At 62.0% G+C, this 13,771-nt stretch carries 14 protein-coding genes; 9 read left to right on the forward strand and 5 right to left on the reverse strand.

Going from position 1 to position 13,771, the window contains the following annotated elements:
• Positions 1-388 precede the first annotated feature (388 nt).
• The 6 genes from QX051_RS17890 to QX051_RS17915 all read left to right on the forward strand — a co-directional run bounded on the left by QX051_RS17890 (position 389) and on the right by QX051_RS17915 (position 4,061).
• Positions 389-1,078, forward strand: coding sequence for a hypothetical protein (locus QX051_RS17890; RefSeq protein ID WP_315739051.1), 690 nt, complete (start codon positions 389-391; stop codon positions 1,076-1,078).
• A gap of 137 nt (positions 1,079-1,215) precedes the next feature.
• A complete protein-coding gene (locus QX051_RS17895) occupies positions 1,216-1,458 on the forward strand; it encodes a hypothetical protein (RefSeq protein ID WP_315777043.1) in 243 nt (80 codons plus the stop codon).
• A 1-nt stretch (position 1,459) separates the two neighbouring features.
• Positions 1,460-1,843 (forward strand): hypothetical protein, encoded by a 384-nt coding sequence (locus QX051_RS17900; protein WP_315739049.1) that lies wholly within the window; start codon positions 1,460-1,462, stop codon positions 1,841-1,843.
• Positions 1,840-2,139: a hypothetical protein gene (locus QX051_RS17905; RefSeq protein ID WP_315739047.1), complete on the forward strand. Its 300-nt coding sequence runs from the start codon at positions 1,840-1,842 to the stop codon at positions 2,137-2,139. The genes QX051_RS17900 and QX051_RS17905 overlap by 4 nt, the downstream gene beginning before the upstream one ends.
• 4 nt (positions 2,140-2,143) lie before the next feature.
• Complete coding sequence (locus QX051_RS17910; RefSeq protein WP_315777044.1) at positions 2,144-2,605, forward strand: GNAT family N-acetyltransferase; 462 nt, start codon at positions 2,144-2,146, stop codon at positions 2,603-2,605.
• A 193-nt stretch (positions 2,606-2,798) separates the two neighbouring features.
• Positions 2,799-4,061 (forward strand): CoA transferase, encoded by a 1,263-nt coding sequence (locus tag QX051_RS17915; protein WP_315777045.1) that lies wholly within the window; start codon positions 2,799-2,801, stop codon positions 4,059-4,061.
• Between the two features lie 58 nt (positions 4,062-4,119).
• Here QX051_RS17915 and QX051_RS17920 read toward each other — a convergent pair whose 3' ends face one another.
• Positions 4,120-4,848 carry a CBS domain-containing protein gene (locus QX051_RS17920; protein ID WP_315777046.1) on the reverse strand — a complete coding sequence of 243 codons (729 nt, stop codon included), beginning with the start codon at positions 4,846-4,848 and terminating at the stop codon, positions 4,120-4,122.
• Between the two features lie 161 nt (positions 4,849-5,009).
• On the opposite strand from QX051_RS17920, the gene QX051_RS17925 reads away from it, so the two are divergent.
• Both QX051_RS17925 and QX051_RS17930 read left to right on the forward strand, forming a co-directional pair.
• The gene (locus QX051_RS17925) at positions 5,010-5,372 is read left to right on the forward strand and encodes a hypothetical protein (RefSeq protein ID WP_315739043.1); all 363 of its coding nucleotides are present in this window, start codon (positions 5,010-5,012) and stop codon (positions 5,370-5,372) included.
• A gap of 209 nt (positions 5,373-5,581) precedes the next feature.
• Entirely contained in the window at positions 5,582-7,255 is a 1,674-nt protein-coding gene (locus QX051_RS17930) for a PHA/PHB synthase family protein (protein ID WP_409998113.1), read from the forward strand.
• A gap of 38 nt (positions 7,256-7,293) precedes the next feature.
• Here the strand turns inward: QX051_RS17930 and QX051_RS17935 are convergent, their stop codons facing one another.
• Together QX051_RS17935 and QX051_RS17940 are read right to left on the reverse strand one after the other, a co-directional pair.
• A complete protein-coding gene (locus QX051_RS17935; protein WP_315777047.1) occupies positions 7,294-8,838 on the reverse strand; it encodes an AAA family ATPase in 1,545 nt (514 codons plus the stop codon).
• Between the two features lie 22 nt (positions 8,839-8,860).
• Positions 8,861-9,850 (reverse strand): zinc-dependent alcohol dehydrogenase family protein, encoded by a 990-nt coding sequence (locus QX051_RS17940; RefSeq protein WP_315777048.1) that lies wholly within the window; start codon positions 9,848-9,850, stop codon positions 8,861-8,863.
• A 250-nt stretch (positions 9,851-10,100) separates the two neighbouring features.
• Here QX051_RS17940 and QX051_RS17945 point away from each other — a divergent pair, with 250 nt between their 5' ends.
• The gene (locus QX051_RS17945) at positions 10,101-12,794 is read left to right on the forward strand and encodes a bifunctional acetate--CoA ligase family protein/GNAT family N-acetyltransferase (protein WP_315777049.1); all 2,694 of its coding nucleotides are present in this window, start codon (positions 10,101-10,103) and stop codon (positions 12,792-12,794) included.
• A gap of 43 nt (positions 12,795-12,837) precedes the next feature.
• Here QX051_RS17945 and QX051_RS17950 read toward each other — a convergent pair whose 3' ends face one another.
• Together QX051_RS17950 and QX051_RS17955 are read right to left on the reverse strand one after the other, a co-directional pair.
• A complete protein-coding gene (locus QX051_RS17950) occupies positions 12,838-13,341 on the reverse strand; it encodes a phage holin family protein (protein WP_315777050.1) in 504 nt (167 codons plus the stop codon).
• On the reverse strand, positions 13,342-13,674 hold the full coding sequence (locus tag QX051_RS17955; protein ID WP_315777051.1) for a hypothetical protein: 333 nt from the start codon (positions 13,672-13,674) through the stop codon (positions 13,342-13,344). It lies immediately after the preceding gene.
• Between the last annotated feature and the right edge of the window lie 97 nt (positions 13,675-13,771).

Below are 13,771 nucleotides of genomic sequence, written 5' to 3' on the forward strand. Positions count from 1 at the left end.
AACTTGCCACAGTTGTCAGTCCGAACGGTCTAAATCTGTAAGTGAATAGGAGACCACACTTAGGCACCGTTTGCAATATCTGGAGACGTCTTGCGATTTATTCCCGTATTCCGGTCATTTCTCAATGCCGCGCTGCGCCTCCGGGAGTCTGCGACCAGCAACGTCCCTGAGGATATTTCATCAGGGCGCGCGATGAAGACGAGGCACAAGCTTGCTATCGGAGCCGCCGCGGTGATTGCGGTGGCCGTGCCTCTCACGGGCCGGCCAGTTTTTGGGGGCGAGCGAGTGACCGACAACGAGGCAATCGAGCGGCAATACAGTCGCGCAAGTTCTGAACTGAGTAAGACGCACGCTGCCAGCCATGGCGGCTTTTTTGTTTGGAGTCATGATGGACCTGAAACGGCTCACGAACGCCAACGGCCGACGCTGGGCGCAGGCGAGGCTCACCCGATCGTTTGATCTGGCCGCCGGGCGCTTGATGGCCGCAAGATCGCGCTATCAGGCCGTGACCAAGCGTACCGGCGTCCCCTGGCCGATCATCGCCGTCATCCACGAGCGCGAATCGTCGCAGAGCTGGGCCCGGTCGCTGGCGCAGGGGGATCCCTGGGACCGAGTGTCCGTCCACGTGCCTGCGGGACGAGGACCGTTCGCCTCGTGGGAGGACGCCGCAGTCGACGCGCTCGTCAATTGCGCGCCGCATGCGGCGCGGTGGCGGGACTGGTCGATTGGCGGCGCGTTGACGCTTCTCGAGCAGTATAATGGGCTGGGCTACGCGCGCCGGGGCGTGCCGTCTCCCTATGTCTGGGCCGGGACCGATCAATATCGTGCCGGCAAGTATGTCCGTGACGGAGTCTACGATCCCCAGGCGGTCGACCGGCAGCCGGGTTGCGCCGGGCTGCTCAAGACCATGATGCAGATCGATGCGACCATCAGCTTCCCGACCGGCCTTGTGGAGACGGAGCGGCCGCCCGACACCTGGCCTCCGGCGCCGACTCCCGCATCCATCAGGCATCCGGCAAAGGGCTCCATTGGGGCCCTTTTTGCTGCCCTGGTGAAACGCCTTCTGGGCAACCGCTGACCGGCGCAGCCTCGTGCTCCTGGCCGGCGTACCGACGGACGGTCGATCTCGGCCAAGACACAACGATCTGCGGGGCACCGAGCGCGGCTCGCGAGAGCCGGCGGCGCGTCTGCGCAATTTTTTGGAAAGGATTCATCATGTGGACGAAAGTCAAGGCTGCGTGTCGTCATTCGCTGACGATCGCCTGGGGTTACGTGCTGGCGGTCGTCGGGTTTCTGCTGTCGATCGTCGACAACGTCAGCGACGCTCTCGGGGACCCGAGCCTGAAGGATCAGATCAGCGCCGCCGTCGGCGATACCCGTGCCGTCGGCCGGATCTTTCTCGCGATCTCGCTGATCACGATTCTCGCACGGCTGCGCTCGCTCAAGAGGGCATCGTGACATGTGGATGAGCATTCTGGGCTTTCTGGGCGGGCCCGTGATCAAGGGGCTGATCGACGCCTACCAGGCGAAGCTGAGGGCGGGCAACGCGGATGCCAAGATCGCGGCAGACCTCGCGGCGACGGAGATCGCCGCGCAGGTCTCCGAAAGCGACGCGCAGCTTCGGCTGCGTGCGGCGGAAATCGGCTGCTGGTACGAGCCGGACAAGCTCATCGGCTACTGCGTCTCGATCTACTTTGCCAAGCTGCTGGTGTGGGACAAAGTGCTCGGGCTCGGCTCGACGGATCCGCTCGCGGGCTTCGCGTCGACGACCGCGAATCTCGTCATCTCCTTCTATTTTGCCAAACGCGGCTTCGAAAATGTAGCGAGGATCATCAGGCGATGAACATCAGCCATGACGAAATCACGGCCGTCGTCGCCGAGACCCTGGCCAAGCAGAGCCAGCTTCAGCGCGACGAGATCGATGCCGTCGTGATGAGAGCGATCGCGACCATTCTCACCTCGTTCGGCATCGAGGAGGAGGATCGGAAGGAGCTGAGAGCCGATTTCCAGCACCTGCGGCGCTGGCGCAAGAGCGTGGAGCAGGCCCAGAGCTATACGTTCAAGGCCGTCATCACGGTCATCGCGACCGGTCTGATCGGTGCGATCTGGCTCGGCATCAAAGTCGTGCTCGGAAGGTGATGCCGTGCCAGCCTGGATCTCGCGGCGAGGCCGCCACTTCCGCATCAGAGAGGTCGACGCTTGCGAGCCTGACGTCCTCGACACCTTGAAGGAGCTCCATGCGCGCACATTCCTCGATTGCGCACCTCTGCCCGATTTCGAGAGCGGACAATGGTGGATATCGACCGAGCTCGGACGGCCCGTCGCCTTTGCCGGAATGATGCCGTCATCCCTCGGCAAGGGCATAGCCTATCTTTCGAGGGTTGGCGTTCTCCAAGAGCGGTGTGGTTACGGCCTGCAGCGACGGCTGATGCGTGTGATCGAGCAGCGCGCGCGTCGCTCGGGCCTGGATTGCATTGTTTCGGATACGACTTGCAACATCGTATCCGCGAACAATTTCATTCGGTGTGGATATGTGCTGTTCCAACCGGTCCGGCCCTGGGCCTGGGTGAACTCGCTCTATTGGCGCAAGATGATCGGGCGGTGAGCTGTCGATCGATGCCTCATGCAGATTGCATTGCGCTGCAGCAGAATTGGGCCGGCTCGACAGCTCCGACCCGGGCTTTTTTTGCGGCTGCCGTTGAGCTAACCATGCATTGTCGGACGTTGGAGACAATGCCACGCCGGGCAGTCAATGGAAGATCGCTTCAGACGATCAAAGCAGCGGGAAGGACTCTGGGATGCCGGCCGAGGTCACCCTGCCAGAGCGTGCGCCACGGCCGCCTGACGCGCCAACCGCGCTGGCTGGTCTGCTGGTGATCGATTTCACGCGGGTCGTCGCAGGGCCGGCGTGCACACAGACGCTGGCCGATTTCGGCGCCGAGGTGATCAAGATCGAACAGCCGCTCACGGGAGACGATACCCGCGCATACGAGCACGCCGAGCTCGGCGGAGAGAGCGCAGCGTTCCTCAGTCTCAATCGGAACAAGCGCGGCATGGTGTTGGATCTCACGATACCGCAGGCCAGAGACGTCGCGCGGGCGCTGATCGCCAAGGCCGACATCGTCGTGGAGAATTTCTCGTCGTCCGTCATGGAGAGGTTCGGGCTGGACTATCAGACACTGTCCAGCACCAATCCCGGGCTGATCTATTGCTCGATCTCGGCCTACGGACGCTCCGGTCCATTCGCGTGGCGATCAGGGTTCGATCCAATCACCCAGGCGGAAAGCGGGTTCATGTCCCTCAACGGTTTCGCCGATGGTCCGCCGGTGCGGACCGGTCCTCCGATCGTTGATCTGGCCACCGGCATGTCCGCCTGCAATGCCATCCTATTGGCACTCGCCGCCCGGCAGCGGCTCGGTCGCGGGCAGCACGTCGAGGTGGCGCTGTTTGACATCGCCTTGGCGATGACCGGCTTCTCCGGAATGGCGTATTTGATGAACGGCGTGAACCCCACGCGGACGGGCAATTCGCCGAACGACTCTCCGACGGTCGGCGTCTTTGAAGCGTCAGATGGTCCGCTCTACATCGCATGTGCCAACGATCGGATCTACCGCCGGCTGGCTACGGAGGTGCTTGGTCGTCCGGATCTCCTGAGCGATCCCCGCTTCGCCACGCGAAGGGCGAGATGGGTCAACCGTGCGCAGCTGCGCGGCCTCATCGCCGACATCCTCGCCACGGAACGGATGGATGTCTGGACCTCTCGGATGAACCAGGCTGGAGTTCCGGTTGGACACGTTCGTACGGTCGAGCAGGCGTTCAACGCGGCCGAGGTCCGGATGCGCGACCGCACCTGTCGTATTCCGCACCCGACGGCAGGCTCGATACCCAACATCGAGCCGGCAATCGCCATGGAGCTCACGCCGACCGTCGAGCCGACGGCGGCGCCGCGGCTCGGTGAGCACACGACCGCGATCCTGCGCCACAGGCTTGGGTACACTGAGCAGGAGATCGAAGCCCTGCGTTGGGCGGGGGCGTTCGGACGCAACAATCCGGGAACCTAAGGCATCGTCACTGGTGCCGGACACGAGGCAGGAAGAGCGGCAGCGTCCTCAGCAGCCATCAGCCGGCTTTGGCCATCTCGTCGTCTTCCGGTGAGTTCAGGTACATGCCCGACATGGTGTCAACCCAGCACAGATGATCATGCACCTTCTTGACACCAGAGATGTTCTCGGTGGCAACGATTGCCGCCTGCCGCGAGCGCTCTTCGGTAATGACGCCGCTCAGATGAACGATGCCGTCCTTGACGATGACGGACAATCCGAACGGGCACCAGTCGTTCTTCTCGAGAGCGTCGATCACACGGTTGCGGATGTGATCGTCATCCGCCGTCGGATCCGGGACCTGCCGCCCGAGCGCGGCGACCGCTTGCAGCAGGTTCGCCCGTGACACGATGCCGATGACCCGGTCTCCCTTGACCACGGGCAACCGCTTCACGTGGTTCTTTTCCATCAGTTCCACGATCTCCGCCAGCGCGGCGTCTTCGGTGATCGTTAGGGGAGACTTGGTCATTACCTCTGACACTTTGCGACCGTGCTCGTGGACGAAGTCGGCGGCCGACTTCCCGGGCCCGAGAATGAAGCGCAGCCAACGGCCGCGCTTACGCCCTGTGCCGATCTCGGATCGGCGGATGAAATCGCCTTCCGAGACGACGCCCACGAGTTTTCCGCCGGAATCGACCACGGGAAGGCCGCTGACGTGCCGTTGAAGCATGATATTTGCCGCATCCACGATGGAAGTGTCAGGGGTGACGGTGATGACGGGACGGGTCATGATCTGGTGGGCGCGCATGGCGAACTCCAATGTCAAAGGCTGAGAAAACGTAATCCGTCGCCACGGTCTTGAATTGACGCAGGTCAAAGGAGGTGCCGCCGCGTCATTGACGCAGCTCAAGGTCCTGGCATTGAATTGCAGCTATAAGGCATTTTGATCTAGCGAGAGGAGAGGTGCCCATGTCCGAGTTCTCCGGGACCAAGGTCCTGGCCGACGAAACGGCCGAACTGTCCGAACGTGTCGCTCTCTCCAACAAGCACGCACTCGAGCTGCTCGTTGGTTCCCAGCAGATCGTCATGGAGGAGGTTCTGTTTGCCAGCAACGAAGTGCTGGATCGCGCGCGTACGGAGACGCATCTGCTGGCTGAGTTTGTGTCGAAGCTGGCTGGCGTGCATTCCGTGAAGGGAATCCAGGCGATGGTCCAGGAATGTGGACGGCATCAGATTGATTTCGTCAGGCGGGATTGCGATCGACTCTTCAAGCACGGGCAGCGCCTGATTGATGCTAGCGTGAATCTCATGGGGCAACGGTGGCGAAACTGAAGAGTGCGGGGGCGTCGCGTCCCGATCGACGGGAACGCGAGGGAACGATCGTTAACGACCGGAGCAGTGCCGTTGTCTCTGCAGAGACCTCTTTGAAGCCGGAGGGTGCGCTCGCCGCACCCGACGCAAAGTTGCTCTCCCGAGAAGCCGACGCGACCTCCGGGGAGCTTCGACGCGAGGATCACGAGCTGGACAGGGCCTTCAGCGCGATGCTGGCTCGGCTCACCGGTGGAATTTCCCCGGCCGCTCTATCAATGGCGTATCTGGATTGGGCTTGTCATCTGGCCGCTGCACCTCAGCGTCAGATCGAAATCGTCCGAGATGCTTGGCACGGCGCTAAGCAGGTCGCTGAACGGTCATTGCAGTTTGCAGACCCGAATCGCAGTCCTTGGGACCTGATCAAACCGCAGGCCAACGATCATCGCTTTTCCAAGCCGCAATGGGCGACGCACCCGTTCAACTTGTTCGCCCAGGCGTTTTTGCTCGGGGAAGATTGGTGGCACAAGGCGACGACCGGCATTCGTGGTGTCGACCCTGCCAACGAAGCCGTCGTCGACTTTTCAATTCGTCAACTGCTCGACATCTTCGCGCCATCGAACTTTGCAGCGACCAACCCGGAAGTGTTGGAGAAGACGTTTCAAAGCGGTGGCGAGAACCTGATCTTCGGCTGGCAGAACTGGCTCGCCGATCTCATGCAGGTGATGCAGCCGGGGAAGATACCGATCAATGGCGAGTTCGTCGTCGGCAAGACCGTCGCGGCCGCGCCGGGCAAGGTTGTGCTTCGCAATCAGTTGATCGAGCTGATTCAATACGCGCCGACGACCGAGAAGGTGAGACCAGAGCCGGTCCTGATCGTACCGGCTTGGATCATGAAATATTACATCCTGGATCTGTCGCCGCACAATTCGCTGGTCCGATACCTGACCGACCAGGGCTTTACGGTTTTCATGATCTCCTGGCGAAACCCCGGAGCGGAAGACCGGGATCTTGCGTTTGACGACTACCGCTCGCTGGGCGTCATGGCTGCCCTGGACATGATCGGAAGGATCATTCCGAATACGCTGGTCCATGCCGCAGGCTATTGTCTCGGGGGAACGCTTCTTTCGATCACGGCGGCGGCCATGGCACGCGATGGCGACCAGCGCCTGAAGACAATCACGCTGTTTGCGGCCCAGACCGATTTCACGGAAGCGGGAGAGCTGACGCTCTTCATCAATGAAAGCCAGGTCGCCTTTCTCGAAGACATGATGTGGGAGCGTGGATATCTCGACACCACCCAGATGGCGGGCGCATTTCAATTGCTGCGCTCCAACGATCTGATCTGGTCTCGTGTCTCGCGCGACTATCTTCTCGGCGAGCGCGCAAACCCGAGCGACTTGATGGCATGGAACGCAGATGCGACGCGGCTACCGTATCGGATGCACTCCGAATATCTGCGCAAGCTGTTCCTGAACAACGATCTCGCCGAGGGGCGGTATCGGGTCGAAGGGAAGCCTGTTTCGCTCTCGGATATCCACACGCCGATGTTCGTCGTCGGGACGCTGCGTGATCACGTTGCGCCTTGGAAGTCGACGTACAAGGTCCACTACGAGGTTGATGCTGACGTCACTTTCGTGCTCGCCAGCGGCGGCCATAATGCCGGCATCGTGGCGCCGCCGGGCGAGCAGGGGCACTCCCATCAGTTGCGAACCAAGGCTGCCGACGCTCCATATCTCGGACCCGACGAGTGGCAGGGCACATCGCCAAAGCTGGAGGGATCGTGGTGGCCGGCCTGGACAGAGTGGCTCGGACAGCAATCGGGAGCGCCGGGCGCACCGCCGCAACTCGGGACAGATCGTTCGAATGATCTCGGAGACGCGCCGGGCGACTACGTGCACACGTGATCGCCGCGCGTTGCGGCCAGGGGGCCATCCCACCGGACTCAGGCGCTGATCCGGAGCAATGAAAGGCTTCGCTCCAATGTCGTCTCAGCCGTGCCTGACGCATCGACCTGGAGCCAATCCAGAGCGCCGATGTCGTAGCGTTCCTGATCCTCGGTAACTCCGATCGTTGCATCGGACGCATCGGCGACTCGATGGTGAATTCGCTCCTGCCGGCTGCGCAAATCTGCGACGAGGAAGAGGCCGGCAAAGGGCGCCTTCAGCCGCTTCGCGAGATCATGGATCTCCTGTCGTTCATCCGGACGTGCAAACACGGCGTCGACGATCACCGTGAAGCCTTGTGAGAGCACGCGGCCGGCCAGCGTCGTCAACTCTCGATAGACCCGAGCACTCGATTCCGGCGTATAGGCCGCAGCTGGGAGGCGTTCGGTTTCCTTCACGCCAGACAGTTGCTTGCGCAGCACGTCGCTGCGCAACACGATTGCTCCCGGTGGAGGCACCAAGAGAGGAGCGAGAGCCCGGGCGAGCGCAGATTTTCCCGTTCCCGACAGGCCTCCGACCGCGATCATCCTCGGCTCTGCCGGCCGGATCAGGCTGCGTGCAAGTTGAAAGTAGCTCTCTGCGGTCTCGATCGTTGCGGAGCGATCAGCGTCCGAGTGTTCGGCATCACCGCGGTCGCGCCTTGCGACAAAGACTTGCGCACGGATGGCGGCCCGGATCGCCATGAACAGAGGCAGAGCAGCCAATCCTCCGGTCTGGTCAGGCGCTGCGGTCGAGAGGTAGCGGTTCAAGAGACGGTTGGCGGCGACCGGCTGCTCGAAGTGCAAGAGGTCCATCAGTGGAAAGGCGAGATCGTAGAGGACGTCGATCGTGGCTATCCGGTCGTCGAACTCGATGGCGTCGAACAGCACCGGCTTGTCGTCAATGAGGACGATGTTGGCCAGATGGAGGTCGCCATGGCAGCGTTTCACGTGCCCCTCATTTGCACGTTGCTCGAGCAGGGGCCGGAGACGCGCGAAGGCCGAGTGGCAAAGGACGCGGAGTTCTTCGACCTCCGTTTCGCCAAATCGCGAGACTGTCCGAAAGCTGGCGACGAATGCGTCGATCCAAATCGGAATGGACTCCGTCCATCCATGGGAGGAGCTCCGAACGGCGACTGCATGCGACGCTGCGATCGTCTCTGCCAGACGCTCGCCCAATCCGGCGTCCAGCTGCTGGCGGCGAGAAAGATGATCAAGCGTCTGGCTGTCATCGAAGCGACGCATCTCGACGGCATATTCGACCGGAGTGCCGGATCCACCGACATCGAATGACCCGTCTGGCGCCTTGGTGATGGCGACGACACGCAGATAGATGTCCGGAGCAAACGGGTGATTGATCTCGATTTCCTTTGCGCACGCGGCCTTGCGCTGATCGAGCGTCGAATAGTCCAAAAATGGCAGCCGAACGGCGCGCTTGATCTTCAGGGCGCGGTCACCGATCAGAAACACGGAAGCCGCGTGCGTGTCGATCCGGCGGACACCTGGATGTCGGGTGGTATTGCCCAAGAAGGAGAAGACCAGTTCCTGATCGGATGGTGATGCCATGGGCGGTGTTGCCACGTTCACTTCAAAAGTCCGGGATAAGCACCGCCGCGCCGACGACGTCACCCCGCCTCAGGCGGGCCAGAACGTCATTTGCGTCGGACAGCGGATAGGGCGTCGTATGGGTCCGTATTTGAGCCTGCTGCGCGACCCGCAGGAAATCGAGACCGTCTTGTCGCGTCAGGTTGGCGACAGACACCACCTGGCGTTCCCCCCAGAGGAGGGAATACGGGAACGTCGGAATGTCGCTCATATGAATACCTGCGCAGACCACCCGGCCACCCTTCCGAACAGCCTGCAGAGCGGCCGGAACAAGCTCGCCAGCCGGCGCGTAGATGATGGCCGCGTCCAGAGCAACATCGGGACGCTGGCCCGCCGCTCCGGCCCATGTGGCGCCAAGTTGGCGCGCGAAATCCTGCGCAGCTTGGTCGTGCTCGCGGGTGAACGCATAGATCTGGCGCCCCTGCCAGCGGGCCACCTGGGCAACGATGTGACCGGCCGCGCCGAATCCGTAGATGCCAAGCCTCTCGGCTTTCCCTGCCATGACCAGAGACCGCCAGCCGATCAGGCCGGCGCACAGCAACGGAGCGATGGCAATGTCATCCTCCAAACCGTCGAGCGGGAATGCGAAATTTGCGTCCACGACGGCGTGGGTTGCATAGCCGCCGTTGCGTGTGTAGCCGGTAAACGTGGGCTGGTCGCAGAGATTTTCCATACCTCGTGCGCAGAACATGCAATGGCCGCACGTATGCCCCAGCCATGGAATTCCGACGCGCGCGCCGAGCTTGTGCGTCGTCACACCAGGACCAATCTGGTCGACATGACCGACGATCTCGTGTCCGGGGACGATCGGATACCGAATGTCGGGAAGCTCACCGTCGTACACATGCAGGTCAGTGCGACACACGCCGCATGCCCTGACCTTGACGCGGATCTCACCGGGACCAGGATCGGGGTCCGCGAGCGTCTCGGGCTGCAGAGGCGCTCCAGGCTTTCGCAGAACCATCGCTCGCATCGGAGAGCCTCCCGGACGAAGTTGCAGGGTAATAAGATAATCAGCCCGGCAATCGTTTGATGCTCATCAAGGACTTGGTACGAATACTGCGGCCTACCGAGCAGAGCCGGCAGGTGCAGTCAGGGAACGGAGCGGTATCGCCTCCGTGACTATGCTGGGATGATAAGTCGCGCTAGACCCGCTGCGGATTGAAACTAAGATCAATCCTCGGGATTCACCCGCCTTTCACCAACTGATGTTGGACGTGCAAATGTCGACCTACCGATTGCGGAACCTGCTTTTGCCACGCTCCATCGCTCTGATCGGAGGGAGTCCGCGACCGAACTCGGTAGGGAAGGCCATTCTCGACAATATCGTCAAGGCGCGGTTCGAGGGCAAGCTTGGCCTGGTCAATTCTCGCTATCGGGAGATATCCAATATCGCAGCCGTTGGCAGTCTCGCCGAACTGGCGTTCGTGCCGGAACTGGTGGTGATCACGACGCCACCCCCTTCGATCCCGGATCTCATCGATCGCGCAGGTGCGTTGGGGACGGCAGGAGCTCTGATCATTACCTCGGGTCTGGGACACGGAGAGGGGTCGCTTGCCGACCAGACCGAGAAGGCAGCGCAGAAATACGGCATGCGCCTCATTGGACCGAACTGTCTCGGCATCATGATGCCGACCATCAAGCTCAATGCGAGCTTTTCGGCGCACATGCCGGTTGTAGGCAGCCTGGCGCTCATTTCACAGTCCGGCGCTATCGCGGCGGGGATGGTAGATTGGGCTGCTCAGCGCGGTGTTGGGTTTTCCGGAATCGTCTCGATCGGCGACCAGTTGGACGTCGATCTCTCAGATCTTCTGGACCATTTCGCGTTGGACGGTGGGACCCGCGCGATCCTGCTCTACATCGAAGCTGTCAAGGACGCTCGAAAGTTCATGTCCGCGGCGCGAGCGGCGGCAAGGGTCAAGCCGGTTGTGGTCGTGAAATCGGGCCGCGGTGCCGTCGGTGCGCGAGCTGCGGCGACACATACGGGCGCGCTGGCGGGAGCGGATGCCGTCTACGATGCGGCTTTTCGCCGGGCCGGCGTTCTGCGGGTCTCCGATCTGCGCGAGCTGTTCGACTGCGCCGAAACGCTGGGGCGGGTGGAGTCGCCCATGGGCAAGAGGCTCGCCATTCTCACGAATGGCGGCGGGATCGGCGTGCTCGCCGTGGATCGACTGGTCGAGCTCGGAGGCGTGCCTGCCGCACTTTCGCCGGTCGTCCACGACAAACTCGATGCCATCCTGCCGCCGACCTGGTCCGGATCCAACCCGGTCGACATCGTCGGCGACGCCGATGCCGCACGCTACACGCTCGCGCTCGAGGCGCTGCTCGCCGATCAAGCCAACGATGCAATTCTCGTCATGAACGTTCAGACCGCGATTGCATCCGCGAGCGCCATTGCCACGGCTGTCACCGAGTTCGTCAGTACCTATCGAAAGCAGCACCAGCGCTGGGCAAAGCCGGTTCTGGCGGCATGGGTCGGTGCGGAGCAGCCGGTCATCGAAACCTTGAGCGGGGCAGGAATTCCGAACTACCCAACCGAGGATGATGCCGTTCGTGGCTTCATGCATCTCGTTCGTCATCGGGAGGTGGTCGAATCGCTTGCCGCTGTCCCGCCGGCGATGCCGAGCTCTTTTGCGCCCGACGTCGAGGCAGCCCGCAAAATTGTAGCGACGGCCCTCGCCGACGGGAGGACTTGGCTCGATCCGGTCGAGATCAGTCGCCTGCTGGAGGCCTACGATATTGCGATGGTGCCGACGTTCGCGGCGTCTTCGGTCGACGAGGCGGTCGGGTATGCGGAGCAGTTGTTCGCTCAGGGCACAACTGTCGTGCTCAAGATTTTGTCGAGAGACATCATTCACAAGTCCGACGTCGGCGGTGTCGTGCTCAATCTGACCACGGCCGAGGCCGTGCGTAACGCGGCGAACGAGATCATGGCCCGCGCGAGGGCCGTTCGGCCCGACGCACGGATTTCCGGCGTGATCGTGCAAGCCATGATCGTCCGCGCCAAGGCGCGGGAGCTGATCATGGGCATTGCCGACGATCCAACCTTCGGAACCGTGATTGTGTTCGGCAGGGGCGGTACCGCCGTCGAGATCATCAACGACAAAGCGCTCGGTCTGCCTCCGCTCGATCTCCATCTGGCGCGCAACCTCATCGAGCGGACGCGCGTCTCACGATTGCTGCACGCCTATCGTGATGTCCCGGCGGTCAAGCCCGATGCAGTCGCACTGGTGCTGGTCAAGCTTGCGCAGCTTGCAGCAGATGTTCCCGACATTCGCGAGCTCGATATCAATCCGCTGCTCGCGGACGAGAGCGGCGTCATGGCCGTCGATGCGCGCGTCGCCGTCGGCAGGGTTCCGCCGAAATTCAAAGGCTCTGGTCCGTCGAATTTCGCCGTTCGGCCGTATCCGAGCCAATGGGAACGGCATCTCCAGGTCAAGGACGGCTGGCGAATCCTTGCGCGACCGATCCGACCCGAGGATGAGCCAACCATTCATGAGTTCCTCAAGCATGTCACCGCGGAAGACCTGCGTCTTCGATTCTTTGCCCCCATGAAGGAGTTCACGCACGAGTTCATCGCGCGCCTGACACAGCTCGACTATGCGCGCGCGATGGCTTTTGTGGCTCTCGATGAAGCGACCAACGAGCTGGTCGGCGTCGTGAGGATTCACTCCGACTCGGTTTACGAGAGCGGGGAGTACGCGATCCTGTTGCGGTCGGATCTCAAGGGACGCGGACTCGGCTGGGCGTTGATGCAGCTGATCATCGAATACGCCAAGGCCGAAGGCCTGAAGATGATTTCCGGCGACGTGCTGCAGGAGAATGTCGTCATGCTGGAGATGTGCAGGAACCTCGGTTTCGAGGTCAAAACCGATCCGACCGAACGCGACCTCTGCAACGTCAAGCTCAGGCTTTGAGCTCAGGCTTCGATTGCCTCTCACCTGATTCAGCAGGATGGGTTCAAGTCGCACGGCGGTCGTTGGGCGGCGGGCTCGCCGCCTCGCCTTCGGAGCCGCCATGCGAGCGGAGAGTTCTGATGATCATCGTCGCAATGGGAACGATGAGCAGCGGAATGAGGCTGTTGAGCGGATGATTGACCACGCTCGAGATCTGGGCCTGCAGAGCTCGTGCTTCCAATTGCAGCGAGTCCATGGACGAGGAGTGAATCTCGTTGGCTAGTTCGAGTTCCCTGCCGGACGGTGCACGGGATGCGATGATCAGCAGGATCACCGCAATCGCGACATTGCAGGCTCCGAGTGCTGCGGCTGCCACGACCGCGGAGGTGATCTGGACCAATGCAAGATAGGCCGCCAGCTCAAACATCAGGAGGCCAAAGACGGCAATCAGCGCCGCAAAGGCCCGGAGGCCGAGCCCGACGAGCAGGTGCCGGAGCCTGATGTCGGCAATGACCCGGTCCGTCCGCCAGAGAAGGCGCAAATGTTTAACGACATTCTCGGTATCCACTTAAGTTCTCCGCAGTAGGAGGCCAACGGCAAGACCGAGGGCGAAGGCCGAAGCTGTCGCCACGATCGGACGGTCCCTGATCATCCGCTCCACCTGAACGTCTGTCTCACTTAGACGCATGTCCAGCGCCTCGATCGCTGCAGCGAGCATTCCGGCGGCTGGTTGCGCGTCCGGGTTGCCAAGCGGCACCCCCGCGCCCCGCAGCAGCTGGCTTAGCTCACGCGTCAGGCTGTCCAACTCGGTCCTGAGCGTCGTCGGGTCGATAGCCATGTTTTGTCCTCGCACCAAAATCACTGTAGAACGCAGTCCGGCGGGATGCTTGATTTCGCTCAACCCGTTGCGCTGACGGCATTGACGCAGATCAAGCGAGGCAGATCGGCCGGATCTAGGAACGGGTGTGCCTCGGCGCGCCGACTGAGGGAGACATCCA

It is taken from the genome of Bradyrhizobium sp. SZCCHNR1053, assembly GCF_032381235.1.
GTDB lineage: Bacteria > Pseudomonadota > Alphaproteobacteria > Rhizobiales > Xanthobacteraceae > Bradyrhizobium.

Bases quoted from the DNA above. Each gene is read 5' to 3' on its own strand.
- QX051_RS17890 (WP_315739051.1), top strand. From the start codon at position 389: ATGGACCTGAAACGGCTCACGAACGCCAACGGCCGACGCTGGGCGCAG.
- QX051_RS17895 (WP_315777043.1), top strand. From the start codon at position 1,216: ATGTGGACGAAAGTCAAGGCTGCGTGTCGTCATTCGCTGACGATCGCC.
- QX051_RS17900 (WP_315739049.1), top strand. From the start codon at position 1,460: ATGTGGATGAGCATTCTGGGCTTTCTGGGCGGGCCCGTGATCAAGGGG.
- QX051_RS17905 (WP_315739047.1), top strand. From the start codon at position 1,840: ATGAACATCAGCCATGACGAAATCACGGCCGTCGTCGCCGAGACCCTG.
- QX051_RS17915 (WP_315777045.1), top strand. From the start codon at position 2,799: ATGCCGGCCGAGGTCACCCTGCCAGAGCGTGCGCCACGGCCGCCTGAC.
- QX051_RS17920 (WP_315777046.1), bottom strand. From the start codon at position 4,848: ATGCGCGCCCACCAGATCATGACCCGTCCCGTCATCACCGTCACCCCT.
- QX051_RS17925 (WP_315739043.1), top strand. From the start codon at position 5,010: ATGTCCGAGTTCTCCGGGACCAAGGTCCTGGCCGACGAAACGGCCGAA.
- QX051_RS17930 (WP_409998113.1), top strand. From the start codon at position 5,582: ATGCTGGCTCGGCTCACCGGTGGAATTTCCCCGGCCGCTCTATCAATG.
- QX051_RS17935 (WP_315777047.1), bottom strand. From the start codon at position 8,838: ATGGCATCACCATCCGATCAGGAACTGGTCTTCTCCTTCTTGGGCAAT.
- QX051_RS17940 (WP_315777048.1), bottom strand. From the start codon at position 9,850: ATGCGAGCGATGGTTCTGCGAAAGCCTGGAGCGCCTCTGCAGCCCGAG.
- QX051_RS17945 (WP_315777049.1), top strand. From the start codon at position 10,101: ATGTCGACCTACCGATTGCGGAACCTGCTTTTGCCACGCTCCATCGCT.